The sequence below is a fragment of the Ruminococcus sp. AF17-22AC genome, assembly GCF_003460065.1.
Taxonomy (GTDB): Bacteria; Bacillota; Clostridia; order Lachnospirales; family Lachnospiraceae; genus Blautia_A.
This window is the reverse complement of the sequence record NZ_QRXT01000001.1, coordinates 308,487-334,153: the sequence shown is the minus strand read 5'-3', so window position 1 is coordinate 334,153 and position 25,667 is coordinate 308,487. Positions and strand designations below refer to the sequence as shown.

39 protein-coding genes and 2 tRNA genes are annotated in these 25,667 nt (G+C 40.2%); 10 read left to right on the top strand and 31 right to left on the bottom strand.

Annotated elements, in window-relative coordinates; all coding sequences use genetic code 11:
• Positions 1–3: 3 nt before the first annotated feature.
• The 5 genes from DWW86_RS17035 to DWW86_RS01655 all read right to left on the bottom strand — a co-directional run bounded on the left by DWW86_RS17035 (position 4) and on the right by DWW86_RS01655 (position 3,100).
• Complete coding sequence (locus tag DWW86_RS17035; RefSeq protein WP_181985280.1) at positions 4–165, bottom strand: hypothetical protein; 162 nt, start codon at positions 163–165, stop codon at positions 4–6.
• A 132-nt stretch (positions 166–297) separates the two neighbouring features.
• A complete protein-coding gene (locus DWW86_RS17650; RefSeq protein ID WP_502696629.1) occupies positions 298–1,917 on the bottom strand; it encodes a DUF7666 domain-containing protein in 1,620 nt (539 codons plus the stop codon).
• Positions 1,918–1,998: 81 nt separating this feature from the next.
• Positions 1,999–2,196: a hypothetical protein gene (locus DWW86_RS01665; protein WP_117942070.1), complete on the bottom strand. Its 198-nt coding sequence runs from the start codon at positions 2,194–2,196 to the stop codon at positions 1,999–2,001.
• Positions 2,197–2,205: 9 nt separating this feature from the next.
• On the bottom strand, positions 2,206–2,892 hold the full coding sequence (locus DWW86_RS17020) for an ORF6C domain-containing protein (RefSeq protein ID WP_181985277.1): 687 nt from the start codon (positions 2,890–2,892) through the stop codon (positions 2,206–2,208).
• Positions 2,893–2,908: 16 nt separating this feature from the next.
• Positions 2,909–3,100, bottom strand: coding sequence for a helix-turn-helix domain-containing protein (locus tag DWW86_RS01655; protein WP_117942069.1), 192 nt, complete (start codon positions 3,098–3,100; stop codon positions 2,909–2,911).
• 231 nt (positions 3,101–3,331) lie between these two features.
• Here DWW86_RS01655 and DWW86_RS01650 point away from each other — a divergent pair, with 231 nt between their 5' ends.
• Both DWW86_RS01650 and DWW86_RS01645 read left to right on the top strand, forming a co-directional pair.
• The gene (locus tag DWW86_RS01650; RefSeq protein ID WP_117942068.1) at positions 3,332–3,673 is read left to right on the top strand and encodes a helix-turn-helix domain-containing protein; all 342 of its coding nucleotides are present in this window, start codon (positions 3,332–3,334) and stop codon (positions 3,671–3,673) included.
• 8 nt (positions 3,674–3,681) lie between these two features.
• Positions 3,682–4,056 carry a DUF6173 family protein gene (locus DWW86_RS01645; protein ID WP_117942067.1) on the top strand — a complete coding sequence of 125 codons (375 nt, stop codon included), beginning with the start codon at positions 3,682–3,684 and terminating at the stop codon, positions 4,054–4,056.
• Here the strand turns inward: DWW86_RS01645 and DWW86_RS01640 are convergent.
• Together DWW86_RS01640 and DWW86_RS01635 are read right to left on the bottom strand one after the other, a co-directional pair.
• Positions 4,025–4,216, bottom strand: a complete 192-nt coding sequence (locus DWW86_RS01640) for a hypothetical protein (RefSeq protein WP_117942066.1) — start codon at positions 4,214–4,216, stop codon at positions 4,025–4,027. The genes DWW86_RS01645 and DWW86_RS01640 overlap by 32 nt on opposite strands.
• A 142-nt stretch (positions 4,217–4,358) precedes the next feature.
• Positions 4,359–4,748: a hypothetical protein gene (locus DWW86_RS01635; protein ID WP_117942065.1), complete on the bottom strand. Its 390-nt coding sequence runs from the start codon at positions 4,746–4,748 to the stop codon at positions 4,359–4,361.
• 186 nt (positions 4,749–4,934) lie between these two features.
• Here DWW86_RS01635 and DWW86_RS01630 point away from each other — a divergent pair, with 186 nt between their 5' ends.
• Complete coding sequence (locus DWW86_RS01630; protein ID WP_117942064.1) at positions 4,935–5,453, top strand: hypothetical protein; 519 nt, start codon at positions 4,935–4,937, stop codon at positions 5,451–5,453.
• A gap of 394 nt (positions 5,454–5,847) precedes the next feature.
• Positions 5,848–6,546 (top strand): LytR/AlgR family response regulator transcription factor, encoded by a 699-nt coding sequence (locus DWW86_RS01625; protein WP_117942063.1) that lies wholly within the window; start codon positions 5,848–5,850, stop codon positions 6,544–6,546.
• Positions 6,547–6,655: 109 nt separating this feature from the next.
• On the opposite strand, the gene DWW86_RS01620 is transcribed toward DWW86_RS01625, so the two are convergent.
• The 12 genes from DWW86_RS01620 to DWW86_RS01570 all read right to left on the bottom strand — a co-directional run bounded on the left by DWW86_RS01620 (position 6,656) and on the right by DWW86_RS01570 (position 13,861).
• Positions 6,656–8,299: a GH25 family lysozyme gene (locus DWW86_RS01620; RefSeq protein ID WP_117942062.1), complete on the bottom strand. Its 1,644-nt coding sequence runs from the start codon at positions 8,297–8,299 to the stop codon at positions 6,656–6,658.
• Positions 8,300–8,316: 17 nt separating this feature from the next.
• Positions 8,317–8,727: a hypothetical protein gene (locus DWW86_RS01615; RefSeq protein WP_117942061.1), complete on the bottom strand. Its 411-nt coding sequence runs from the start codon at positions 8,725–8,727 to the stop codon at positions 8,317–8,319.
• An 86-nt stretch (positions 8,728–8,813) separates the two neighbouring features.
• Positions 8,814–9,059, bottom strand: coding sequence for a hypothetical protein (locus DWW86_RS16940; RefSeq protein ID WP_147338106.1), 246 nt, complete (start codon positions 9,057–9,059; stop codon positions 8,814–8,816).
• Between the two features lie 432 nt (positions 9,060–9,491).
• Positions 9,492–9,564: transfer RNA gene (locus DWW86_RS01610), tRNA-Ile, on the bottom strand.
• A gap of 222 nt (positions 9,565–9,786) precedes the next feature.
• A tRNA-Gln gene (locus DWW86_RS01605) sits at positions 9,787–9,858 on the bottom strand.
• 278 nt (positions 9,859–10,136) lie between these two features.
• Complete coding sequence (locus DWW86_RS01600) at positions 10,137–10,316, bottom strand: hypothetical protein (RefSeq protein ID WP_117942060.1); 180 nt, start codon at positions 10,314–10,316, stop codon at positions 10,137–10,139.
• A complete protein-coding gene (locus DWW86_RS01595) occupies positions 10,313–10,696 on the bottom strand; it encodes a hypothetical protein (RefSeq protein WP_147338105.1) in 384 nt (127 codons plus the stop codon). Before DWW86_RS01595 ends, DWW86_RS01600 begins: the two co-directional genes overlap by 4 nt.
• Complete coding sequence (locus tag DWW86_RS01590) at positions 10,668–11,027, bottom strand: hypothetical protein (protein WP_117942058.1); 360 nt, start codon at positions 11,025–11,027, stop codon at positions 10,668–10,670. Before DWW86_RS01590 ends, DWW86_RS01595 begins: the two co-directional genes overlap by 29 nt.
• Positions 11,024–11,467 carry a hypothetical protein gene (locus DWW86_RS01585; protein WP_117942057.1) on the bottom strand — a complete coding sequence of 148 codons (444 nt, stop codon included), beginning with the start codon at positions 11,465–11,467 and terminating at the stop codon, positions 11,024–11,026. Before DWW86_RS01585 ends, DWW86_RS01590 begins: the two co-directional genes overlap by 4 nt.
• Positions 11,468–11,610: 143 nt before the next feature.
• Complete coding sequence (locus DWW86_RS01580; protein WP_117942056.1) at positions 11,611–11,820, bottom strand: hypothetical protein; 210 nt, start codon at positions 11,818–11,820, stop codon at positions 11,611–11,613.
• A 483-nt stretch (positions 11,821–12,303) separates the two neighbouring features.
• On the bottom strand, positions 12,304–12,897 hold the full coding sequence (locus DWW86_RS01575) for a hypothetical protein (protein WP_117942055.1): 594 nt from the start codon (positions 12,895–12,897) through the stop codon (positions 12,304–12,306).
• 778 nt (positions 12,898–13,675) lie between these two features.
• Positions 13,676–13,861 (bottom strand): hypothetical protein, encoded by a 186-nt coding sequence (locus tag DWW86_RS01570; RefSeq protein ID WP_117942054.1) that lies wholly within the window; start codon positions 13,859–13,861, stop codon positions 13,676–13,678.
• Between the two features lie 376 nt (positions 13,862–14,237).
• Here DWW86_RS01570 and DWW86_RS01565 point away from each other — a divergent pair, with 376 nt between their 5' ends.
• From DWW86_RS01565 to DWW86_RS01545, 5 genes are all read left to right on the top strand, one after another.
• Positions 14,238–14,516 carry a hypothetical protein gene (locus tag DWW86_RS01565; RefSeq protein ID WP_117942053.1) on the top strand — a complete coding sequence of 93 codons (279 nt, stop codon included), beginning with the start codon at positions 14,238–14,240 and terminating at the stop codon, positions 14,514–14,516.
• A gap of 13 nt (positions 14,517–14,529) precedes the next feature.
• Positions 14,530–14,871: a hypothetical protein gene (locus tag DWW86_RS01560; RefSeq protein ID WP_117942052.1), complete on the top strand. Its 342-nt coding sequence runs from the start codon at positions 14,530–14,532 to the stop codon at positions 14,869–14,871.
• 22 nt (positions 14,872–14,893) lie between these two features.
• A complete protein-coding gene (locus DWW86_RS01555; protein ID WP_117942051.1) occupies positions 14,894–15,124 on the top strand; it encodes a hypothetical protein in 231 nt (76 codons plus the stop codon).
• Positions 15,125–15,140: 16 nt separating this feature from the next.
• On the top strand, positions 15,141–15,344 hold the full coding sequence (locus DWW86_RS01550) for a hypothetical protein (protein WP_117942050.1): 204 nt from the start codon (positions 15,141–15,143) through the stop codon (positions 15,342–15,344).
• Positions 15,345–15,437: 93 nt separating this feature from the next.
• A complete protein-coding gene (locus tag DWW86_RS01545; protein ID WP_117942049.1) occupies positions 15,438–15,788 on the top strand; it encodes a hypothetical protein in 351 nt (116 codons plus the stop codon).
• 1,040 nt (positions 15,789–16,828) lie between these two features.
• On the opposite strand, the gene DWW86_RS17015 is transcribed toward DWW86_RS01545, so the two are convergent.
• The 7 genes from DWW86_RS17015 to DWW86_RS01515 all read right to left on the bottom strand — a co-directional run bounded on the left by DWW86_RS17015 (position 16,829) and on the right by DWW86_RS01515 (position 22,644).
• Positions 16,829–16,972, bottom strand: coding sequence for a hypothetical protein (locus DWW86_RS17015; RefSeq protein ID WP_181985276.1), 144 nt, complete (start codon positions 16,970–16,972; stop codon positions 16,829–16,831).
• Positions 16,962–17,639 carry a DUF4417 domain-containing protein gene (locus tag DWW86_RS01540; protein ID WP_181985275.1) on the bottom strand — a complete coding sequence of 226 codons (678 nt, stop codon included), beginning with the start codon at positions 17,637–17,639 and terminating at the stop codon, positions 16,962–16,964. The genes DWW86_RS17015 and DWW86_RS01540 overlap by 11 nt, the downstream gene beginning before the upstream one ends.
• A gap of 63 nt (positions 17,640–17,702) precedes the next feature.
• Positions 17,703–17,969, bottom strand: a complete 267-nt coding sequence (locus DWW86_RS01535) for an alpha/beta-type small acid-soluble spore protein (protein ID WP_117942047.1) — start codon at positions 17,967–17,969, stop codon at positions 17,703–17,705.
• Between the two features lie 165 nt (positions 17,970–18,134).
• Complete coding sequence (locus tag DWW86_RS01530; protein ID WP_072521174.1) at positions 18,135–18,518, bottom strand: DUF6465 family protein; 384 nt, start codon at positions 18,516–18,518, stop codon at positions 18,135–18,137.
• A gap of 29 nt (positions 18,519–18,547) precedes the next feature.
• The gene (gene recG / locus DWW86_RS01525; RefSeq protein WP_117942046.1) at positions 18,548–20,593 is read right to left on the bottom strand and encodes an ATP-dependent DNA helicase RecG; all 2,046 of its coding nucleotides are present in this window, start codon (positions 20,591–20,593) and stop codon (positions 18,548–18,550) included.
• 4 nt (positions 20,594–20,597) lie between these two features.
• Positions 20,598–22,262 carry a DAK2 domain-containing protein gene (locus DWW86_RS01520; RefSeq protein WP_072521176.1) on the bottom strand — a complete coding sequence of 555 codons (1,665 nt, stop codon included), beginning with the start codon at positions 22,260–22,262 and terminating at the stop codon, positions 20,598–20,600.
• A 22-nt stretch (positions 22,263–22,284) separates the two neighbouring features.
• Positions 22,285–22,644 carry an Asp23/Gls24 family envelope stress response protein gene (locus tag DWW86_RS01515; RefSeq protein ID WP_072521177.1) on the bottom strand — a complete coding sequence of 120 codons (360 nt, stop codon included), beginning with the start codon at positions 22,642–22,644 and terminating at the stop codon, positions 22,285–22,287.
• A gap of 155 nt (positions 22,645–22,799) precedes the next feature.
• Between DWW86_RS01515 and rpmB the strand changes: the two genes are divergently transcribed.
• Entirely contained in the window at positions 22,800–22,988 is a 189-nt protein-coding gene (gene rpmB, locus DWW86_RS01510) for a 50S ribosomal protein L28 (protein ID WP_072521178.1), read from the top strand.
• Between the two features lie 98 nt (positions 22,989–23,086).
• On the opposite strand, the gene DWW86_RS17010 is transcribed toward rpmB, so the two are convergent.
• The 5 genes from DWW86_RS17010 to DWW86_RS01490 all read right to left on the bottom strand — a co-directional run bounded on the left by DWW86_RS17010 (position 23,087) and on the right by DWW86_RS01490 (position 25,622).
• A complete protein-coding gene (locus DWW86_RS17010; protein ID WP_159431345.1) occupies positions 23,087–23,224 on the bottom strand; it encodes a hypothetical protein in 138 nt (45 codons plus the stop codon).
• A 76-nt stretch (positions 23,225–23,300) separates the two neighbouring features.
• A complete protein-coding gene (locus DWW86_RS01505) occupies positions 23,301–23,693 on the bottom strand; it encodes a GerW family sporulation protein (RefSeq protein ID WP_072521179.1) in 393 nt (130 codons plus the stop codon).
• A 2-nt stretch (positions 23,694–23,695) separates the two neighbouring features.
• Positions 23,696–24,721, bottom strand: a complete 1,026-nt coding sequence (locus DWW86_RS01500; RefSeq protein ID WP_117942045.1) for a DUF2953 domain-containing protein — start codon at positions 24,719–24,721, stop codon at positions 23,696–23,698.
• A gap of 4 nt (positions 24,722–24,725) precedes the next feature.
• Complete coding sequence (locus DWW86_RS01495) at positions 24,726–25,037, bottom strand: hypothetical protein (RefSeq protein WP_072521181.1); 312 nt, start codon at positions 25,035–25,037, stop codon at positions 24,726–24,728.
• Positions 25,038–25,169: 132 nt separating this feature from the next.
• On the bottom strand, positions 25,170–25,622 hold the full coding sequence (locus tag DWW86_RS01490; protein ID WP_015542680.1) for an NUDIX hydrolase: 453 nt from the start codon (positions 25,620–25,622) through the stop codon (positions 25,170–25,172).
• Positions 25,623–25,667 lie beyond the last annotated feature (45 nt).

Below are 25,667 nucleotides of genomic sequence, written 5' to 3'. Positions count from 1 at the left end.
CCCTCACTTCTTTCTTTTTGTTGCTGCTGTTGCAAGTAAAGCTACTGACAGCGCTACAACTGCGACTTTCAGACGTTTTGTTTTTGCCGCCTGATCTGCGATGATTTCGCTTGCAAGGCTCTGGTTTTTAGTTACGTTTTCGGTGTGTTTTGTGATTTTAGACATAAAAAATGCCCTCCTGGTATAAATTTTCTTTTCAAATACAGGAAGGTGTGTTATACTTTACCTGTATTTAACTTACCCAATTAAGTTAGATACGTGGCTCTGCGTGGTATTTGCCGTACCCGTGGAGCCAAACTACTCTTCTGCAACAAATTCTCCGTTTACAAGTTTATAAAATGTATCTGGTTTTATCTTTGTCCCGTCTACTTTTGCGGACTTCACGTCTACAATATGGTATGTTTCGTCTTCAAATTTCTTCCATTCAGCAAGTACAATAAAGCATCCAATAGACCCTTTTGCTTTGGAACCGTATCCAATTGCCATTGCAACACTCTCTTTTCCTTCTACGGTTGCCGCTGAACGGTATCCGGTGTTGGTTGCCGCTGAACGGTATCCGGTGTTGGTTGCCGCTGAACAGTTTCCGGTGTTGGTTGCCGCTGAACAGTTTCCGGTGTTGGTTGCCGCTGAACGGTATCCGGTGTTGGTTGCCGCTGAACGGTATCCGGTGTTGGTTGCCGCTGAACAGTTTCCGGTGTTGGTTGCCGCTGAACGGTATCCGGTGTTGGTTGCCGCTGAACGGTATCCGGTGTTGGTTGCCGCTGAACGGTATCCGGTGTTGGTTGCCGCTGAACGGTATCCGGTGTTGGTTGCCGCTGAACGGTATCCGGTGTTGGTTGCCGCTGAACGGTATCCGGTGTTGGTTGCCGCTGAACGGTATCCGGTGTTGGTTGCCGCTGAACGGTATCCGGTGTTGGTTGCCGCTGAACGGTATCCGGTGTTGGTTGCCGCTGAACGGTATCCGGTGTTGGTTGCCGCTGAACGGTATCCGGTGTTGGTTGCCGCTGAACGGTATCCGGTGTTGGTTGCCGCTGAACGGTATCCGGTGTTGGTTGCCGCTGAACGGTATCCGGTGTTGGTTGCCGCTGAACGGTATCCGGTGTTGGTTGCCGCTGAACGGTATCCGGTGTTGGTTGCCGCTGAACGGTATCCGGTGTTGGTTGCCGCTGAACGGTATCCGGTGTTGGTTGCCGCTGAACGGTATCCGGTGTTGGTTGCCGCTGAACGGTATCCGGTGTTGGTTGCCGCTGAACGGTATCCGGTGTTGGTTGCCGCTGAACGGTATCCGGTGTTGGTTGCCGCTGAACGGTATCCGGTGTTGGTTGCCGCTGAACGGTATCCGGTGTTGGTTGCCGCTGAACGGTATCCGGTGTTGGTTGCCGCTGAACGGTATCCGGTGTTGGTTGCCGCTGAACGGTATCCGGTGTTGGTTGCCGCTGAACGGTATCCGGTGTTGGTTGCCGCTGAACGGTCTCCGGTGTTGGTTGCCGCTGAACGGTTTCCGGTGCTGGTTGCCGCTGAACGGTTTCCGGTGTTGGTTGCCGCTGAACAGTCTCCGGTGTTGGTTGCCGCTGAACAGTCTCCGGTGTTGGTTTTTTTATCATTGTTCCAATCAACTTGGTTCTTGATATATTCAACACCGGCTTTTACGATTCCAGCAATCCCGATCTCAGCTTTGATCGAAATACTTTTTCCAACTCTCTTGCTATCATTTGATTTTTGATCGTTTGCATCCAAATCTACTTCACAGTATCTTGAATCTGACGGTGCATAATATCTAAATACATCTAATGGAAATTCACACGCATGAAATCCTTTTTCGCAAATTTCAGCACTTTCTTCTGAATATTTTTTCCCGGTTTCGTACTGGAAATCTTGACATTTCAAATCTTTATCGAACCCTTTATAACACAGCATTTTTATTTTTCCTTTCTTTGAACTCAATTCCAAGAATTGCAGCCATATCTTCTTTTTCGATGTGATTGTCTACTTCAATCGCTATGAATCTGCTTCGTCAATATCACGAATGGATTTCTGAATCGCAGAACTAACTCCGCTTGTAACGCATTCGGTAATTGTCTTCCCGGAGATATTTGCTGTGTGCGTTACTTTTTTTGTTCTTGTAGGTACAATCTCTTTTCGAATGGCTTTAAGTTCTTCCAAAATCTGCTTGAGTAATGCATTAGTTTCTTCCATATCTCTCTCCTACATTGTCATCTGGGCATTGCAGTCGCGAATCATCATCTTTGTGTTGGTACACGGTGTCCATCCTTTGATGTATTCGACTGCTTCCTGGTATCTCAATTTCGGAATGTTATTTCTGGCATTTACATCGAAGTAAGTCTTTACATCCCTGTTGCATTCTGCAAATACTTTCTTTCCAATCTCATCATAAGCATTGGATTTCTTTCCACCCAGAACCTCGATCACCACCTTGGAAACTAGGTCACTGATGTACTTCTGCTGACCGTAATCAATAGTCATGGTATTCTCAAGTTTCTCGATTCGCTCCTCATGGTCTTGATTGCCAAGAGCCAGCAACTGAATTTGCTCTGCTACGGTCATTGGCTTCTGATAAGAACCTGTCTTACGGATTGCCGGAAGGACTTCATCCATAACCCATGATTCAAATTTCTCTGCTGACGGAAGCTTCGACTTCATAATCAAACGGTACAAATCCCCCTCATTTATATATGACATTGACTGAACGCCACTAGATGTAGGGGTGTCACGTTTTGTTACTCCCTTGCAATGGTCAAGAATGGCTTTTCTTGGATTACTGTATCCAAGAGCTTTGGCAACATCAGTGCCAACAAAGTACGGTTTACCGTCAATTTCTGCTGTTCGGATGTCCCCGAACTCTTCTGAATTAAAAATCTGTAATTCGTTCATATATCTCCTTTTCTTGTTAATCGGATTTCAAAATTTCATCTACCGAAGTTTTTAAATAATCAGCGACCTTTTTCACTTTTTCGGCAGATGGAGAAACTTCATTCCATTTACAAACACTACCTTGCGAAAATCCGCAATCTATTTCGATTTTGCGAATGGAAACATTTCGCTTTTTTGCCAAGGCTTTCACCCTGTCGTAAATCATCATTCGATACCTCCTCTCATATTTTTACTGAAAATATCACAACATTGTTGACATACCTCTGAATATATTCTATAATCAAGCTACCACACAAAATCATAAAAAATAAACTTGGGCATTCTTTATGTCCTTATTTTGTTGCGATATCTTCAGTGTCGATAGTTACATTATAAGCGATATTTTCAGAATGTCAAGTATTATTTTTGCGTTTTTTTCAGTATCGAAAGGAAACAAAAAATGACATTACGAGAAAGAGTTAAAATACTTTGTAAAGAACAGAAAACTTCATTAAATGCGTTAGAAACTGAATGTGGTTTCGCAAAGGGATACGCAAGCAAACTGGACAAAAGCACTCCTAATGCTGAAAATTTGCGAAAAATCGCAGATTTCTTCCACGTATCCGTAGATTATCTGATGACAGGGAAAGAGCCGGAACAAGATTTTTCCGATGAATCTGCACATTTGATTGCACAGATAAGAAAAGACACCGAACTTTCCGATGCATTAAGGAAATACTTCGGGTTGTCCGATGCCAAAAAGAAACATATTGTTGAATTGATTAATCTTTTAAGCGAGTGAGGTACGCTATGTTAGATACTAAAACCATTTACGAAACTGCTATGAAACAAATTGATAATATTGAGCCAATCCCTTTAACATATTCATATTCAGACACACAGTTCGAGATTCTTTGCAAATATATCAAAGAATTTGAATCAAAACTTGATTCTGAACATGAAGTAGGACTTCTACTTACCAATTTTGGTCAGTCAGTTACTATGCATGTTACTGAAATCGGATACGAGAAGTCCGTACTTATGATTTTTAAAGGATATGTTAATGGAAAGATGTCAACACTTATTCAGCACATTAGTCAGCTGAACTTTTTACTCATGTCAGTTCCGAAAGAAAATGATCGTCCAAAAAGACCTATTGGATTTTTGTCTCCAACCGTTGAATAGATTCCTGTAATGATTGAATCATATTTGTCTGAACTCCAACCATGTCGATTAATGCGTATATAAGCGATGCCGGTGGAAGACCCGTTTTATTTGATGGGTCTTCCATTTTTGCGATTATTTTCTTTTGCTCTTCTTCGGAATATAATAAATCTTTGTTCATATGTCCTACCTCCGTAAATCGTTGTAAATATCAGCTATAATAATATAAATGTATCGCAGAATCTTTTGACTTTCAATTTCATCTATTATTTTTATAATTTCTTTCTTATAATCCATAAATAACCCTCCCGAATGAAACTTTACTACAGTATATGTCTGGACAGTAGAAAATATGCATTCGAACATTTATTTTTATCATATTTTCCGCAGATCCAATGAAACAGGACACATGGATTAATATTCGCCCTTGCAAACTGCCAGAGATAGACTGGAATATTTGTGATTTCAAATATGACCTTTACTTTCACAAATATAAAGTTCGTTTTTACCGGATTTTCTGTGATTTCTACAATATCGTTCGTTCTTAGAATCTCTTTTATGCTCTGGCTTAAAGTTGAATGCTTGCACATATCCTCTGCCAAGCGGATGAAGCTTTTACGTAAATAATCTTGATTGCACATCGGCAAGTGAATGATGTAGCTTGCAAAGAAGATTACTCCTGCTGTGATCAGCAATCTCTCAATCTTCCTCATAATATATACCTCTTTAGTCTATAATTTATGTACTTAGTTATACCACTTTTTGTGCAAATTAATCGGGCAAAACGATAAAACTGCATTTTTAATGGATAAAAATATGAAAAATATTTCGGTTTTGACTATGCTATTGTCGATTCTTGCGGTATAATATATGCAAATTTTACCAAGGAGGAATGCACCATGAGAAGAAAACTTATAGTTGCAATGCTGTCAGGAATTTTATGCGCTTGCCCCATAGAAGTCTATGCAGACGCTGAAATGACTCAAGAAGAAACAGACATGAATTCTTTATCAGAGGAAGAATACAAGAAAAAATGTACCGAAATGTGGTATGAAGATATTACTTTCTCAAAGAAAAGTCTGGAAGGTCAGTTTGTCAAAATAGATCTTTACGTTGAAGGCACTGCAACAATAGACCCTTATGATTTAATGATCTCCGACAAGACTGAAAAGTATAATCTTAGCAGTAATTGCAGTCTTGTTGGCATTTATTCAAAAGATACCGACAGCTACGGAAGCGGCAATGACGTGGGTATTCTATACTCCAATGATTATGATTTCAAAAATACAGACTATGTTCCAGGGACTTACTTGACACTTTATGGGGAAATTATTGATTATGGTATCGACTATTGGAGCGGTCACAATTCAGCGTGGTTTATGCCAAAATATATCGAAAACGTGAGGGATGTTAAATGAGGAAAAGAAAGAAAATAGATAAAGTGACTCAAAAGATAAAATGCCCTGCTCTTACTTGTCGTAGTGCTAATGTTCAGATCGTTAGTAAAGGATTGTTCTCCACAAAATACCAATGTAAAAGTTGCGGTCGTATTTTCAAAGGATAAACAGCAACGAGCCGAGGATTTTACTCCCCGGCTCTTTTTATGGCAAAACCTGCATTCACGATCACATCTCCTCCCCAGAGTAATCTGGCAGGCTGTACCAACGTATTAAGATTTCGATTTTTTTCGAACTTCTGCTGAACTATTTACACATTTCCGTTTCAGTGCTACTATATTACCATAATTAATTGATTAGATGAGGATAATCTGATGAAAGTTGAAGCGTAGGCGATAAACGGAAGGTGATTACTATGAAAATTGCTATTTGTGACGATTGTGAACTACAGGTTGAGTATTTTAAGCATCGGATTGAACCGTTTTTGAAGCAAAACGGTGACCGGAATTATACGATAGACGGTTATTTCAGTGGGGAACCCTTGATAGATGATGTTAAGGACGGAAAATGGTTTGATATGATTGTCTTGGATGTAATACTTAAAAACGAAAATGGCGTGGATATTGCCAAAGAACTCCGAGAGTGTGGATATAAGGGCAAAATTGCTTTCTGGACAGCTCACAAGGATTTTGTTTTTGATGCGTTGGATGTTGAATTTACGCATTATATCATCAAGGGAAATGAACACGGAAGAATGTTTTCTATGATTGACAATACCTTGAGTGATATGAAACACAAGATGCTCACAATCAGACACAGAGATTGCATTATAAGGATTCCATTGAACAAAATCGAGTACCTCGAAGCACGGGATAAGCAAGTTTTTGTTCATTGCACGAACGGGATTATGCACAGTATGTATGCAACTTTAAAGTCGGTTGAGCCTTACCTTGATAAACGGTTTTTGCGTTGCCATAAGTCATTTGTTGTAAACATGGATTATGTGCAAAAGCTGGATTCTGATTTTACGATGTTTTCCGGGGATAAAGTGTTGATTCGTAAGAACGGATATGCGGATATTAAAAATCAATATTGGGAATACATTATTAAGTGAAGCAAAAGAGATGGTCTGTCAAGGAAGAAACAGACCATCTCTTTTTTTGAGTCCATGCTTAAACTCTGGGGAGGAGTTGAATTATGGTATATTTATTATATCACACTTGTTACACTTTGCAAATATCTTTTGCAGCCACAAATCCGTAGTACTTGCCTGCAATGCGGACATAGTGCCATGAAGCACCGTTTGTTGCTTTCTGAGTGAAATTCATCACGTCAACAAGGTTGCCTCTCACAAGCTTAGGCCATTTCTTAATAGACGGATAGTTGCCACCGGCCCACGTGCGAACATCCGTAGATGTTGCCGTTACTTTTCCAACAAAGAGACGTTGCGTCTTGTTCTGCTTATTGGTGATTGTAGTCGGTTTACTTTTAGCTCTGTCAACTTGCAAATACTTAGTTGCCGCCCATCCGATGCCGATTCCTGCAACTTTGACCTTCGTCCACATACCGGATTTCTCACCGTTAATTTCTACGCGATTTCCCTTGTTGATCTGTCCGAGAACATATCCGTTCGGTGTCTCACGAACATATAAATCGTCTACTGTTGATGTGGCTGTGCCTATTGCTTTCCATGTTTCTACGACAGTTTTCTCTTCTCCCCAGTCAATCCAAACATAACCGTCAATTGCCGGATCGCTGATAGCATAGGATTTATTGCGAACAGCTCCACCATTTGCTACTACGCCCGCTGCGCTAGAAGTATTTCCTTCATTGGTATGAACCTTCGAGAAGTCGAAACTCCGTACGCTTCCAACATGTGAACCATTGCGGAAAATAATCAAAGCTCCGTCTTTTGGTGTGCTGTGCCATGTTCCATTGGCTTTAGCGTGTCTTGTAATGCTCTGGCAATTGTAGAATCCACCGCCCATGATTTTTAATGCTTTAGTGATTCCGAGAACTTTTACCAACTTCCAGAACTGGTATTCCGCGCACCATGGTTGCCCCTGACATCCCGGCTGTCCCCAATTATCTACATCACGGGCAAATTTGGTGTAATTGTTATATCCGGCATTTTTCTGGAAATCATCAAGATAAGCGTTTGTCCGTTTTTCCAGATACGGTTTATTGCTGCCATTGTTTGCGTAATAATCACCGAGTTCTGTGAATTTTTGTAATTTTGTTTTTGCCACTGTTACTTCTCCTTTCTGTTCCGTCCGATAATCTGTATAGAACACATCCATATCAACATTTCCACTGATTCCTGAGACTTTTCCCTTACTGGAATACTGCCAGCCTACACCAACATTCGGACGTAATCTTTCCTGTACAGAACCGTTGTCGTTAGCCGGGTAACGAGCGATCCAACAATCATACTGCTTCAAAGCATCTGACAGAACGTTATTGTACCAATCAAGATTGCAATAGATGCCAACTTTATAACCGGCTTTTTTAATTCTGGTCAGAAATGCTACTGCAATATTCTCGATAGCCTGTTTTCCAAAGCTTCTCTGTTGACTCCATTCGAGGTCATAGAATACTGGAAAATCAAGTCCACGACCACCAAGAACGGAAAGTACGTCCTCAGCTTCGTCAATCGCTTGTGCCGGTGTCAAAGCGTAGCTGTACTTGTATCCACCAATAAGAATTCCATTGGATTTACAACCTTTGTAATTATGTTCAAAAGACGTATCAATTCCAGATTTCTGATGAATTCTCAATATCGCAAACTTGATTCCAGAATTTTTAACTTTCGTCCAATCAGGTTTCCCTTGAAAAGATGATACGTCAATACCTTTGATTTCTGCCATAATATCATCACTCCTTCTTAAAATTCACTGAACTGCAAGACAATAAATGTTGCATCGGTGCTGTGTGTTGCAGCTGTAGTATTAATAAAACTTACATTGAGTTTGCCAGCAACAGCCGAACAGCTTGCAGGTGTAAGCCATCCACTTGCCAGATACACCGGAACGAATACAGTTGCTCCATCAGCAACATTAAATGCCGTAGTTATGGTGCCTGTAGACGCTCCGCTTGTAGTAGATGGAACTTTGAATTTGACCATTGTGGCTTCTAATAATTTCAATCCTGAAGATACACCGAAAAGCCCTTTTACCTGCGCAACGGTTGTTTTCTTTGCCACATTTCCCGTAGCTGTCAAGAAAAAATCTGTATCTGCCGGTGCCGTGTTGTTAGTGAATGCGCTGATTTTCTTTACATTTAATGCATCTGCCATATTATTCACCTCTCATTTCTTTTATAATTTTTCTCAGTTCTTTGATATCCTCTTTTAGGTTGTCTATGCATTACCTCTCAATCACATCAAAGCTGATAGACTCTGTTGCAAAAAACATTTTCTTCAGTTCTTTTAGTTCCGATTCCAACGCCTTTTGTAAAATGATTTGTTGAAATTTGATATTTGTCAATTCTCTTTTGAACAGTTTTTCTATTTGCTCCGCTGACTGAGCTATATCCAATCTTTTTCAATACTTCCTGTAGTGTCCTAGAAGATTTTACAATATCTTCTAACTGATCTTTTGACAATAAGTCTACTTTTGCAGTTTTCAAAATGTCACTCCATTTCATTGAAATTATCAGACTATAACATATTCTCCCAAAAGCGGAACGCCCGGAATCGAACCGGAGACCAGAGCGCAACTCTGTCAGTTTGCCACTAGCGTACATTCCACATAACCCGGACACCCCGGGTTAGCAATATGTTTATCGTGTTATGCTTTCCACTAGGCTGTTTTATGCCGTGCCAGCCCCACGAAGTTGTTTCGGATATTATTATGCCTTTTGACTTTATGTTTCTTGAAAACTCCCTTGCCATCAATGCGCGCTTGTGATGGCTTATTGAAACTAAGAAACATTTATCGGACGGGAAATCAGATCAAACACAAGCCTATGCCGTTACATATCTTTGCTCATTCTGATTCACATACGCTCATCCGAAAGTTTTTTCTTCCCATAAAACGGATGGGTAGCATACGGAAGAAATGGAAATTCTGAGATTCGAACTCAGGACTTCCCGGTTATGAGCCGGGCGTTCTAACCACTGAACTAAATTTCCTGAGTAGAAAATATTACCAGCACCTCAAAGCTATATTTTCTACTGTTGCGATTCTTTGCCACCAGTCGCAACAAAGGCTCCCTATTTTGGTTTTGCTGTCACCTATACGGGAATCCCATCCGGGACGTTTGAAGCCCCTTTAGACAGCTCCGTTGAGCTAGATGGGTATCGGAGGGTCTATGTGAAATAAACCATTGCCAGGTACATGCGCAACCTAGCAAACGGGGCTAGTGGGATTCGAACCCACACATGGCGGAATCAAAGTCCGTTACCTTACCTTTTTGGTGATAGCCCTAAAATCTTTCTCCCACTCCGCACCATCACAAAAGCAGGAGAAAGAATTGTGTGTGATATAATTACTATTTCTGTAATGCAAACAATATATGTGGAGGAAATCGAATTTAATATAATCGACTACAGAAATTTTTTTACACTAAATCGGATGTAAAGAATATTTGCTTGCGTACCGCTCCACAATCGGGTAAGCGTATCCTTCCGGTTTAATTATAGGTTTAACCCGTTCTATGATAAAAAACGGAATAATCCTCGTAGGAAATGCTAAAAGCATATTTTTACCTCGCTGTGCAGATTAATATGGTATTCAGAATGATTCCTAATTCCATCATTGTAAAGAAGAAAATAGAAAACATCGGTATTTTCTGCTCGTTAATTTGCGTCATGAGGAATGCAGCCAACGTTGTGAACACTATTATGTTGATTGCTACAGCAATGATCGTTAATGGTAATCTCATTTTTCCTCTCCAATCATAAAATTAAGTATCTTCTCTGCGATTTCTTCTTCCGGCTCAAATGGCAAGCCGCATGAATTATAAGCAATTAAAGCCGATTTTAGGCTTGCTTTGAATCCGTGGTAAATTTCCCCATGTTGGAGCAATTCGTGCCTTAAAACTGAAATTGCATCAGTAATTGATTGAGAAGTGAAACTAATTTGTGCCAGACACTCCATTTCAATATCCGGCTCCGCCACCATCTCGAATACAAATGTCGGAACCTCGTCAACAGCAACATGGAAATCAACAGACTTTACTCTTGGGACTTTATTCCCATCAATAAAATACTGCGTCCCTCTCCAATCATACGGTTTAGGGTTCACAATTCTTACAACAGGCATCTTTGAATCCCCTTTCCTGTGCTTTGCAATATGCCAGAAGATGTTCTGCAATCTCTCTGAGCTGATTTGGGTCGTATTTCGGGCAAGTTAATGGTCCTTTATCCACTAAATCAACACTTGCTTCGGCATCAATCAACATAGTCGCTACATCAATCGGTTCATCTGGGAGCATTAAATCGTCCTGGTTTTTATGTACTCCCATAAAAAGCTCGATTCCATCCGCTTTCACTAGCATGTAATCGTGAACTTTATCGAAGTCCGGTGCTTCCTCTGTAATAACTGCTTTTCCATTCTCAGTGTATACATAATAAACTTTCTTGTTACTATTCATGCTTCCTCTGCCTCCCCAAAATATTTCTTGTATAATTCATAATCGTTTTTGCCAATCAGATCTTTGACTCTGTGTGTTTTTTCCATTCGAAGATTGCTATACACAAAAATTGTTTTAGTAACCTGTATACGGCATTCGCCAACATCAGTTATTCCACTTTCAGTTTCGATTCTCTCTTCAGCTGAGAACCAATGCCTATTCGGAGTTAAGAAATAAACCCTTTGCGTGCTTACTCCAAACGAGATATATTTCAAGCTTGATTCGTCCGTAAAAACCTTTTTTGCCGATTCTGTATCGTACAGTCTTCCGTCCTCCAGAACAGCTTTCTTGTGATGATACTCATATACCTTGTCATGCATTAAAGGTTTTTCAAGCGGATGCATCTCAAGTTTTTCCTGAAAGCCTTTTTTATTTTTGAAAAATTTTTCAAGCAAAGACATCTGTCTACCTCTTTCGAAAATATTGTTCCAATGCTTCACGAGTGACCTGTGATACACTCTTGCCGGTTCGGTTTTTCTCAGCTATGAGTTTTCGTTCTAGCTGGTACGGCAACCGGATGCGGATGGATTCGCCTTGAGGATTATTATTTTTCATAGGCAGTATCCATCTTTACTGAAAGAATCGGTTTGTCATCAGTTTTCGCTAAAAGAGTAATGCCTTTACCCTCTTTCCAAGGAGATGTGACTATCTGAATATTGGAAACTCCAGTTTCACTACAGACATTCAGTAGTTGTCTGGCAATATCCATTAAGCCTGACCGAAGATAACCATCGTTGTTTACTATTTTTTCCATCTTGTGCCTTCCTTTCTGCGGATGTCAGTGATTATCAATCGTTAAGGCTTACGGCTTGTTATGTTGCAATCACTATCTCTGCCATGTTGAGGGATTGTTGTTAAAAGGGCGTTTTTTAAATTTTGGGGCGGTCGGGGCACTCATTAGGCCGTTCGGGGCATCCATATACACCCCCCTCCCGGGTCTGTCTCTGGTGACGCTGACCGGGCAACCCTTTGCCCCATGGGTTCCCGTTGTCCCGGTCTTAACGCTGTTTTTCGGATACCTTCGGCGGTAATCAAGGGAATTATAATGCGTATCAATTTTCAGAATATTACATCTATTTAATAAACACTTGTTTTTTAAATAGACTGCTATACATCATGCACAAATTCAACTGTTATATATGTGCATATTTACTAAATACTGCCATGTCTACCGCTTTTCGGTCTGTTTGTTCGCCATCTGCGTACATTTCAACAATCTTGTGTACGTTCCACGCTGTTATAACTCCGGCTTTTCCATCTCTGGAAGCTCCAGAACATCCTTGTACTTGTCTGCGATCTGCTGCGCTGTCTGCTGTGGTATGCCCTGTTGCTGTCCTGCTGGAATTGGTGCCGTCTCTGCCATGCCGTAAGCAGCTTTTGCTACGAAAATTAAGTTTGCATTTGTTCCGGGCTGGTTATGCAATCTATTAAGCGTACAGTTTTTGCAAATATCGAACCATTTTTTCACCGTGTTGCTATGTGCTGTGGCAGTTCTATAATCCCCACGCATCCAATCGCTAAACGTTGAACGGTTAATTCCTACCAGAAAGCTAAATACTTCCAGAGTTGGCAAAACATGATACTTACTGCACAACCTTACAAACACGCTAAACATATGATCTAATAATTCTATATCATCGTTACTAGGTTTCTGTATGTGATCAGCGATATAAAAAATCATATCAACAAAACTGTCAGCTACTTCTTTTCTGTAGTTCTCACTATCAGGTGATACACATAACACTGTATTAATATATTCATCAGCATATATATTAATATTGCTTAAATATACTTCTGTTTCCTTTTCTGTTTTTATAGCATTATCTTTCACTGTATCACCTCACTTTACAACGTTAATCTATAAAAATATTGCAAATAAAAAAGCACAGAAAAACATGTGAGCCATTGTTCCGGCTCCTGTTATCCTGTGCAAAATGCGTTAAAAAATATATTTCGTTTTCGTGTCTATTAACAGTATTAACATACAAGTTGTTGTTCTGTCAACTATTTATTTAAAATTTTTAGTCAATCTCATATAACGCCATATACTATATCTATATATATTATTATACTATATCTCTATATACTGTATATAATTATATATAATATTATTATTAATCAACTCTAACCTTATGGAATCTATGGAGGGATATAAAAGATATTAACATACAGTAGTGTACTGATAATCTATTAATATATAATATATATAGTTCTATTAGGCACACAAAAAGCCAGACCTTCCGGCATCTGATCCGGCATGATCTGGCTGCAAATTATCGTTATTTTTTTCGCGTCAGCTGCTCAAACTATCCCTCCATGAGTTCCCCGCGGCCGTCGTTGGTGTGAGTATAGCGCAACGATCTGGAAAAAGTCAAGCAGAAAAAATAAAAAAATTTCTTGACAAAATGCGATTTGTTGTGTTAGTTATATTATAACAGCTTCGGCGGTTGGCTGTTAATGGGCGTATATTATGCGCTATCTCTCCAAAAACCGCCACAAAAAGCATTATAAAAGCCCTATGGTAAAATCCAAGGGGCTTATTTTTGCGCCTATTTGCAAGTGTTATTGTAGTACATATGTGCGTTATATTGTCAATACATATATGTGCGTTATTTCAATATTTTTTCAAGTCTGTCTAGCTCTGCAAGAACCGTATCCCTGATAAATGCGCTATTACTTTTGTTAAGATGCAAATTTTCAATTCGTTTTTTAGTGTCTTTTGGGAATACTATATTAAGTCTATAGTTATTTTTTTCATAAGTTCTAATCGCTTTTCGCTGTGCTTCTGTTGCCATAATTCAATTGCCTCCCGTTCCTGTTTTTCTTCTATTATAATGTATGTGCGTTATATTGTCAATACATATATGTGCGTTATACAATATATACAATTTGCCTTGCTATATATGTGCGTTATTTGGTTAATATTACATCTTGTATATGTGCGTTATATATGCTATTATAATATCAACGAAAGGAACAAAAGAAACAAACAACCGAACGCCCCGAACCACTCAAGCCAATGAGGACATAGGAAAGCCGATTCGATTAATTGAAAAATTCTAGTTCCATTTACAGAAAAATAAAAAAGCCCGGCAGACTTCCAAACCAAACCGGGCACCAATCAAAAAAAGAAAGGTAGCCCTATTATAACAGGGGCAAAGGTAAAAAGCAATGAAAAAAATTAATACATTAGAAATCAGCGCCAAAAGATGGTTTCAGAAATCTTTTGGCAATACTTACCACGTTGTAAAGGCCGTAGTTAACGAGGAAGAAGTTGTTATCTCTGATATCTGTTATGGATATGATAACCACTTCTTGACCACTGCCGCCAATCTGCTGCGCAATAAAGGTTATGAAGTGCCAGAAGATAACGGAAAAGCTTACGCTATGATGGCAAAATTTCCGTGCACTGTGGAAGATGTAAAGAGAAAGAAAGACTTAACTTTCTAATGGGGGTGTTGATATGAATAACAAATATTTAAAATATCTTAATTGGGCGGTCTTTACAATGATTGACCGTTCCACACAGGACGACCAAAAAAGCAAGATCAACGTTGCTGGGGCTTTCAGTTATCCAAGCAACGCGGAAGACTTTATAAAAACTCTTCCGGCAGATCATAAATGGTATATTTTAGACTTTGACCGCCTGGAACGGTTTGAGGAGTTCTACAACTTCGTTCAGGACATCAATGAAGAGTATGGAGAACACGCAATATTTCATATTAATGACGGCGGTTTCTTAGTCGACGAATTGAACTGTTTTCGATATATGCTCAATATTTACGTTGATACAAAATTAGAATAATATTCCCGGTGGAGGTGTAAACATGGCAGATCGTGAAAAAGTTAACCGGATAACTGTATCTCTTGCAGAACTGTTCCCGGAGCGAAAAAACGAACTTGAAAAAAATAAATGGTACTACGATCATAGTTATATTAACTATGATGAATGGGACAGAAATATTGAGAGCATATTAGACAGTTGCTTTTGCAATAAAAATACACCGTGCTGCGGATGCGAAAGTGTGGAAGTATGTACAGCTAAAAAGGCATGTTAAAACAGGAGGGTTGAAAATGATTAAAATTGATATGTGGTACAACGACAAAAAGGAACAGGCAACCGGGCTGGATATTCAATTTAACGATCTTGGCTGTTTTTATTCTGGTAATATAAGAATTTTTGGTAAAATAGTTGGTGATTATTACGCGGACAGCGTGCAAGAAATTTGTGAAGCGTTCCCACATCTGAAAAAGAAAATAAATGCTTGTTTAAATTAGGCGTAATGGTTTCCGCCGGGTTCGATTCCCGGCAACGCCTTTTATATCAGTTGAAAAGCTGGTATAATAACAAAAAAACGGAGGACAAAAAACATGAGAAAAGAAGAACTATTATTCAAAAAATCAGAAGCTGTGAAAAATATTCAGTGGTACGTGAAAAACGTACTTACCGATGAGGATTTGAAAGCATTTTCAATTCCGCAACTCGAAAAAATGATAGACTTAATGGAGCGTGCCGAAAAATTCCGCGAAAGTTGCAGCCCCTTCTACACCTTGTCAGCAACTGAAGTTGTTCAAAAAAGTACGGGGAAAATTGCATATTTCGAAAATTCGGGCGAAGTCCGGGAAGAAACCGCCGAGGAATATTTAGCCGATAGAAACGAATGGGACGGAGGCGCAAGAATTTACCGTGAGATTCTAAAAAAAGCCAAAGAAAAAGCGTGATTTTTTATCACGCTTCCCCTTCCTTGCTCACTTAGCAACCATATAAAAATGTATTTTAACTCAACGTCCCGCCATTGATCGGGGCGACTCTCGGTGAAATCATGGTTCGCACGAGAACCAGCAACTGTTGCTAGCTGATATGTGTATCATACACCATGGTGCGCAAAAAATCAAGTGAAAATTCGACTTGTAGTAAGGAGAAAAGCGCGACAAATATAAATTATTTAGAGCAGTAAAACGCTGCTCTTTTTTCCCCTTCCTTGTATCCGCTTCGGGCGGCGTTGGTTCGTGACCTGTGCCGGGCTTCCTGCTGTAGTGCCTTTTATACGGCTTTTAACGGCTTTTAACTGGCTTGTAGCACATTTTACCGCATACGGCTGTAAAATCGTTTCTAGGCAGTTTTATGCAATCAACCAAAATGATTGACGGCAAAATATAACAGGCGTATTATGATTATATATGTCAATGTGGATAACTGCCGACTTAGATTCTGTCCAGTTTATGCAGCTGTTGCCGGTTTCGTTATCCTTGCAAGCGTCTATTTGGCGTTTTACGGCTGTTTGTATGCTTAAATGTGTAATTTATCAACTGTAAATGCAAAATTGATTTTAGGCATGTTTACGGGTTTTATAATGGCATCGGGTTATTGTATTATATACCGGTTTACTGCTTCATAATGTTTTAACGCTGTATTTTGACTTTTAAGCCGTTTTATATCGTCACTCGATAAAGTATAGGTTTATGACGCTAGAATTGATTTTAGGCGCAATTATGCAATTAATTACAATGTTTCTAGTATGATCGTGTATATCGGATGGCGGCATGTTTTGCCGCGGGTATATTCCTTGATGCATAATCACTTTACTATGAAGCCTGACGAGTGCTAATTTTCATAGACATTCAAAAAGACCCGAAGCATGGATTTTGAACGAAAAAAATCATTTTTCCATGGATACGGGTCATTTTATAATTTTTATTTATTTGTAATTTTGTACAAATATTTTTATAGCATCTATTCTGGGACTGTGTAAAATGTAAAATTATTTCAATTTATTTAGATGATCTACTTTACCAGTGCTTCTTTTCTTCTTTATTGCGGTTCCACTTTTCATCCTCTGTTCTCGTTCTTCCTGTTTTCTGGTCTTCGATTTCTTTCTTAATGAGTTTCCAGTACTATACCCCATATTTTCCCTCCTTATCCTTGATCTTCTGACTTCTGGTCTTGAAATTGATGATTTCCACGTCCGTATTGAGTTCAGGTGGTATTTTCCCTACAACGATAACTCGAAGCGGTTCTATGCGCCTTTCCATTTCTTTAAAGCCTATACAGAATTCTTCTCTGGATACTCTGGATTTAATTCTTCCATTGGTGCAACATGCTATGGTGCTTCTTTTTGGCACACCATCAAAAGCCCAGTCATAGCAATACTCTGGCGGTATGTTTACGTTCGGAATAACTTTAATTCCGTTCATGCTGAGATAATGAGACAATGCATGATTACGGTACTTCTGATAGATATTCATTGCAAATGGCATTCCATTCTCTCCCACTGCAATAGAAAAGTCAGGGCCGATCACGCTATGGAAACATTTTAAATGTTCCAGGTATCTATCTGGATTATTCCAAATTTTTTCAAATTCGTAGTCGTGGATGTAGAAATTCACCGTCAGCTTGCGGTGATTCTTAATCTTCAAGCTGAAACTATCCTTGAAATCAATCGTATCTTCTCCCGGATGTCCTGTGTATCTATCTAACATCGGTATCTGATATTTTCCGTCCAGTTCTGCTCCTATAATCATGTATTCTCTCATTACATCATATGCGGTATGACTATCTCCTAATGCTTTCATGCTTCGTTCCTCAATCATTATTACTGCGGTTTCGCTCCTTAAAATTTACTCTTTAGTAATTAATCAAAAAGCAAAGAAATATGTGTATTTTACGGGCTCTTTGTGTCCCGGAAAGCTGCGTAAAGCTCTGTAAAATGTAGTGCTTCGTTCCGTGAATATGGGGTTGACCATATAGCCGCCGACGCTTCCGTTCTGTTTGGAAGTCAGGTTTCCGTTATATCCATCTGTAAGCGGTACTCCCAGTTCGTTTGCAACCTCAAATTTAAAACGATCAAGAGCGCCTTTTGCTTCTGGTACAACTGCTCTGTTAGAAGAAGTATTTTTTGTCATGATTATTTCCTCCTTGGTTTTCGTTTAATTGGATGTTACAGTGCTAGTATATGAAGGATACAGAAAAATAAACTGGAACTTACTGGTTTAACTGGAAATAAAAAATTCAGATGACCATAAAGATCATCTGAACCTGATTGAAAAAATAATATTGAAGTCATAAAATTATAAACCGATGAAGCCGGTAATATCGTTGTTGATTACGTAATGTGCACCATTGTCTTCTGGTTTGATATAAATCTTAAGATCTGTAAGATCGGCTTCTTTTTTGCCCATTTCTTCTGTCCAGATTTTTTTGATGCTGTCTACAATATCTTTTTCGGATACTTCTTTACCAAGCCACTGTACATATACTTCGGTATTTAAAGAAACAGCTTTTTTGGAAGCAGTTTTTCTGACAGTAGTCTTTCTGGTAGTTGCTTTTTTAACAGTTGCTTTAACTGCAGCTTTTGCAGTAGTTGTCTTTTTTGCAGGAGCCTCTTTTTCAGTAGCCGGTTTCGCAGTAGATGTCTTGAGTTCTGCTTTTTTTGTTGTGGTTCTTGTAGCCATAATAGCCTCCTTACAAGATGATTATGTTTTTACGGTACTAGAATACTACGATTTGTCAGAATTTGCAACTGTTCTTTCAGAAGCTGATTCTGCGGAAGCGTCAGGTCAGGATCCAGTGAAAGGATTTCTGAAGCTGCCTCACTGGCAGATTTCAGAATGGAGGAATCATTATAAATGTCCCCGATGCGAAATTCCATCACACCGCTCTGGCGGATGCCAAACAGATCTCCCGGTCCGCGGAGTTTTAAATCTTCACCGGCGATATAAAATCCATCGTTGGATTTATTAAGAATTTCCAGTCGTTTTGAGGTTGTGTCTTCTTTATTTCCCTGTACAAAAATACAATATGACTGATGTTCTCCACGGCCGACACGTCCGCGGAGCTGGTGAAGCTGTGCAAGACCGAAACGCTCTGCATTTTCAACCATCATGACTGTAGCATTCGGCACGTTAACACCGACTTCAACAACGGTAGTTGAAACCAGAATCTGTATCTTGTTGGCCGCGAAACGCTCCATGATCTGATTTTTCTCGGAGGCTTTCATTTTGCCGTGAAGATATTCTATCTGAATATCTGACGGAAAGACAGATTTGATTTTTGCAGTATAATCCAGGACATTTTCTGCGTCGAGTCCCTCACTCTCTTCTACCATCGGACAGATGATATATACCTGTCTTCCCTCCTGCACCTGTCTTTGGATAAAGGAATATGCCTTTGGGCGATAAGAAATATCTACAACACAGTTTTTGATCGGAAGTCTTTTGGCAGGAAGCTCGTCGATCACAGAGATATCGAGATCTCCGTACAAAATGATTGCCAGAGTTCTTGGAATCGGTGTTGCACTCATGACGAGAACATTGGGCGGGTTTCCGCGTTCAGCAAGCGATTCGCGCTGCTTGACACCGAAGCGGTGCTGCTCATCAGTGATGACAAGTGAAAGATTTTTGTAGATTACTTTTTCCTGAATCAGTGCGTGTGTACCGATGATGATCTGTGCTTCGCCCGAAGCAATTTTTGCATAAATTTCACGCTTTTCTTTTGCAGTATTGGAACCTGTGAGCAGTACTGTACAAAAATCAAGCCCCTGCTGTTTTAATAATCTCATAAAACTTTCATAATGTTGTTTTGCAAGGACTTCTGTCGGAACCATCAATGCAGACTGATAACCGTTTTCGCAGGAAAGAATCATGGCAAGAAAAGCGATGATCGTTTTTCCGCTTCCTACATCGCCCTGTACCAGACGCGACATAAGTGCCTGTCCGGACATATCACGTTCAATCTCATACCAGGTATTTAGCTGGGCGTTTGTCAGAGAATAAGGAAGGTTTTCAATGATTTGTTCGGTAATCCAGGTTTTCTGAATCGGAAAATAATTGGGAGTTTCTTCATTTTTTTCTTTCATCATCTGGATGGACAGGATGAACAGCAGAAATTCATCAAAAACAAGACGCTTTCTGGAAACAAGCAGTTCTTCCATGCTGAGCGGGAAATGAATAGTGCGCAGTGCATAATTAATGTCTGCAAGCTGGTAACGCTGTCGGATATCTTCCGAAAGAAATTCACTGTACATAGGAAGATTTTCAAGAAGCTGCCGGATTGTTTTGGTAATGGTTTTGTTGGAAAGTCCGCTTGTCAGGCCGTAGATTGGCTGCAGGCTGTGCAGAATCTCTTCGTATGCTGCCGGGGTAAAAACTTCCGGATGTTCCATCTGAATCCGGTTTTGTTTTTTGATGACCCGTCCACGTAATACGAAAGTACTGCCTTTTTTGAGAATTGTTCTCAAGTATGGCATGTTGAACCATATGACGGAAAGTTTTCCACTCTGGTCGGCAACTGTTGCGGTGATGATCTGTTTTCCGCCCGTTGAACGAACATAAACGCCGGAACATACCGCAGCAGAGACGGCTTTCACCGTCCCCTCTTCAAGGTCTGCGATATCCACCGGCGCTTCAAATGCGTCATAATTTCTTGGATAATAGTGAAGGAGATCTTCGGTATCATAGATACCGAGTTTAAAAAAAAGTTTTTCCGTTTTTTCTCCGACACCTTTTAAGGTCTGTAAACTCTGTCTCATTTTCCTACTCTACAGAAATAATGTAATAGTAAATTGGCTGACCGCCGTTGTTGACTTCAACTTCACAGTCAGGATACTTCTCTTCCAGTGTGGAAGCAAGTTCTTCTGCTTTTTCTTCAGAAGCATCTGCACCGTAATAAATACTGATTACTTCAGCATCATCGGTCATCATGGCATCTACGGTAGCAACTGCAACGTTTTCTTTGCCACTGCCTACAGCAAGGATTCCTTTGTCGCCGATACCCATGATATCTCCTTCGTGGATTTCTTTGGCATCGATTCGGGTATCACGAACGGCATAAGTGATCTGGCCTGTCTGAACACGGGTAATCGCATCTGTCATCTCGGCTGTGTTTTCATCATCTGTTTTTTCAGGGACGAAGCTGATCAGAGCAGTTACACCTTGAGGAATTGTTTTGGTCGGGATGACAATGATCTTTTTGTCTTCTGTCAGGTCACGAGCCTGATTTGCTGCAAGAATGATGTTTTTGTTGTTTGGTAAAATGTAAATGGTCTTTGCATTTACTTTATCAATGGCATTCAGCATGTCCTCAGTACTCGGATTCATAGTCTGACCGCCTTCAATCAGGTAATCAACACCGAGTTCACGGAAGATATCAGTAAGACCGGCACCTGCGGAAACAGCAATAAATCCGGTCTCTTTCGGCGGTGTCTGCTTCTTCTCTTCTTCGGTCTGCTGTCTGGCAAGCTTTTCTGCGTCTTTGATCAGTTTTTCCTGATGCTCTTCACGCATATTATCGATTTTCATGCGGGAAAGTGCTCCGTATGTCAGTGCACGTTCAAATGCCTGTCCCGGATGATTTGTATGCACATGTACTTTTACAATTTCATCATCTGCAACAAGAACGATGGAATCTCCGATGGAAGTAAGGAATTCCTTGAAAGAACGCTCTTCTTCGATCGGCATCGGTTTGTCCAGAAGAATGATAAACTCAGTGCAGTAACCGAATTTGATATCGGCTTCTGCCTGCTGAGAGATCTTTGTGACTGCGGCTGCACCCGGTTTTTCGAAATCGGAATAATCGATTTCTTTGCCGAGGAAACCATCGATTGCTCCTCGCAGAACTTCCAGAAGACCCTGTCCGCCGGAGTCTACAACACCTGCTTCTTTCAGTACAGGGAGCATTTCCGGTGTACGGGAAAGAGTATATTCTGCGTGCTCGAATACTTCATGAAAAAACGGCTCAAGTTCTTCTGCTTCCGGTGCAATCTCGGATGCTTTGAGAGCAGCTTCTTTTGCAACAGTCAGGATAGTTCCCTCTTTTGGTTTCATAACTGCTTTGTAGGCAGTCTCAACTGCTTTTTCCATGGCGGCTGCAATGGAAAGTGCATCCAGTTCTTTAGACTTTCTTACGCTTCTTGTAAATCCACGAAGAAGCTGGGAAAGAATAACACCGGAGTTTCCTCTTGCACCACGTAAGGAGCCGGAAGAAATTGCCTTTGCAAGTGTTTCCATATCCGGATCTGTCAGGGCGCCGACTTCAGCGGCTGCTGACATGATCGTCATTGTCATATTTGTACCGGTATCCCCGTCAGGAACAGGGAATACGTTTAATTCATTAATCCATTCTTTTTTTGCTTCCAGATTTTTGGCACCGGCCAGAAACATTCTGGAAAGTACTTTGGCATCTATGGTTTTCATGTTCACCACAAGTTCCTCCTCTGATTTCTTAATCTATGGCGCGAACGCCCTCCACATAGATGTTGATTTTTTCGATTTCCATGCCAGTGAAATCTTCAACTTTATATTTGACGTTGCTGACAAGATTGTCTGCAATTGTACTGATATTTACGCCATAAGCAACAATAACATGGAAATTCAGACGGATCTTGTTTTCGTCGGTGATAGTTACACTGATACCATGTTTCAGGCTGTCTTTGCGAAGCAGTTTGACAAGGCCATCCTTTACGCTGACTGCGGCCATTCCGATAATACCGAAACATTCCACTGCTACACTTCCTGCATAGGTGGCAATTACGTCTGTATCAATGACGATCTGCCCCAATCCGGAATCTATACGTCCACTCATATAGGTACCTCCAATTTTTTAGTATGCATGTATTATAACCTTTTTTTGTACAAAAAGGAATATTAATTTTGAGAATTTCTATTTTTTACTTGCAAAAGGTAAATTCATCTGTTAAAATAAGACCTGTTGAAAAAAAGCGTCAAGGAGGTGCTATCATGGCTAAATGCGCAGTTTGTGAAAAAGGTGCTTATTTCGGAAATAATGTAAGTCATTCACATAGAAGATCTAATAAAATGTGGAAATCTAACGTGAAATCCGTTAGAGTTAAAACCGCTACTGGCGGTGCACAGAAGATGTATGTATGTACTTCTTGTCTGAGATCCGGAAAAGTAGAAAGAGCATAAGATTTCATGATTATGAACGATAAGTAAGGCACGGGAAGATTGATCCCGTGCCTTTATTCGTTGCAAAAACCGGAGAATCATCATCTGCTCTCCGGCCCTCATCTGCAAAACATATGGTATCCGCACAGAAGGCAAAGTCCGGCGGAAATAACAATGATCACATTTTCAGAAATCAGCATACCGATCACCATACCGATTCCAATGCAAAAAAGCATCAGACCCAAAAGTCTTCCCACAATCCGAACCTCATCTTAAGAGCTTATAATATTATATGCAGGAAAACTTTCGGGAATACAGATTTCTGTATATGGTTTATGCTTCTTCGCTCCCGGCCTTGGTACTGCTGTCCGCAGTTGTATCATCTTTGCCGAATCCACTTGCAAAACGGTCTACAAAATCCGGAACCATATCCAGAACTTTGGTAAGTCCATCCTGATTTTTGACATTTACAAGCTTTGTGGAACCGTTCTGGATTACAAGTACGGCACTTGGTGTCAGCTTTCCGGTCATTCCGCCGCCGCCGTTGCTCTTTTTGTCTCCTTCGAATGCACCGGCACCTACACCAAAAGAAACATCTACCAGTGGAAGGATGATAGTGTCACCTACATGAATTGCCTCGCCCACTACGGTTTTTGCGGAGATGAATGCATCCAGTCCTTTAAAAAGAGAGTTTACAGTATCTTTGAAATTGTTTTCGCCTGACATAATCAGTCCTCCTTATGTTTATGTTTCCATCGTCTGATGACATATTTGATATTCTTATTAAAATACAGCTCCAGAGCGGTCTTTATGAGGAATACTCCATAGATCCGTCCTTTCAGGCTGATATTTCCTTTGAGTATATTTTTATCTTCAAATACAGGAGTTACGGCAATACAGTTTTTGTGAAGTGGAATGGTCATACCGAGAACTGCCAGTACGCTTCCTGTGATGGAGGGATCTGTGCTTCCAAAAGTAAGATTCCCCTTTATTTTTGTCGGAAATACATGACGGAGCAGCTTTATGAAATGATCCTTTACGAGAGTGATCGCTGCTTTGACCCGTGGATGTTCGAGAAAATCTCGAAACATATTTATTTTATCACAGATATTTTTGATTGTTAATGTGAAATTTTCGATGTTTTTTGGTATTCCGCATAACTTTTGCCAAAATCTTCTGAGTGATTCAAAAAATGCACGAAGCTTATATCCCAGACTGTAACACAGATTTTCAATCTTCCGGATCAGACGCTGCTGATCTTCGGAGATTGTTTCGTCTAAAGTTTCGTCTGTCGAAGAATATGTGTGGGATTCTTCTCTGGAGACAGAATCCTCGGTACGAGAAGTGTCTGCGAGAGATTGAGAATCTGATAATGATTTATGTGTTTCTGCATTTATGACATCTTTTTGCGTAAGTGTTTGTATTTGAGGTTTAGAGGTATCAGATGTTTGCTGCTTTTTCTTCTTACGGTTTCTAAAATAGTTCAATAATCTCAATAATGGGATTCCCAATATTCGCAGTTCATATCCGGCGGTTCGATCTTTGTAATCAAGCCGGAATGAAATTCCTCCGAAAAGCCAGCTGATTCTTGCACTTGCAGATGCATCGAAAAATGAACCCTCTTCTTTGGCTGCGCTGGCCTGATAGCGTACCGGACAAAACAGTATAAGAAGAAGTGCCAATACGACAAGCCCCAGCAGAATTGCAAGAAGCACCAATATGAATTTTATCAGTATCCACAGAATATGTAGCATAAAGTCACCTGTTTTTCCAATATTCTTTTATTTCAAATCCGCCGGTTTCAGAGAAAATTGTCTGAATCATTTCTGTAACAAGATCCATTGCGTCCTCTTTTCCTTTGGCAATACCTACAATTTCCGGACACATATCTGCTGCGCTTTCCTGAATGAGGGTCAGTGCAGGAAGTATTTCGAGAAGATTGCAGGGATTCTCTGATAATGTGATCAGATAAATGCCCGGGACAGGCTTTCCGTGTTCCAGACGGCGGCGGATACGGGAAATATTTTTGATTCCCGGTCCGATATAATAGTTTTTGTGCCATTTCAGCATACTGGTTCCTGGCTCCTTCTGTGCAGAAAATAGTGTTTATAAAAGGATGCCCCCTTTTATAAAATTTAAACGAAAAATAAACAGGGCTGCGAATGCTGCAACCCTGTTATGGATACATTTTATGCAGAGCAGTTATACTCTGCGCTGTTTCCCCCAGAGTCCCTGACTCCGCATTTCCAGATATTCCTGATATGCTTTTTCTACAATCTGTTTCTCGTTGGAGAAACGGAGAAGATGATAGATTTCATGGAATTTGTAATATCCGGAATCTACAAAAAATTCTTCTCTCTGAGGTCTGCTATGATAATTATCAGCCGTCATCAGATACCAATGTACTTCTTTTGTAACGATATCTTCAGGTACAGTAAAATTATAGTGGCTTTTGCCGATATATTTTACGACAGTAGCCCTTACTCCTGCTTCTTCATGTACCTCGCGTAAGGCAGTTTCAATGTGTGTCTCGCCCGGTTCTACGGTTCCTTTTGGGAGCACCCAACCTTCATAACGGTTCTTATAAGATTTATAAAGTGCCAGTATCTTACCTCGATAAATTACCACACCGCCACAGCTTGTTGCTTCTATCATTTTGCAATTTCCTCCTGTAATGCGTGTGAGTTTCATATCTTGAAC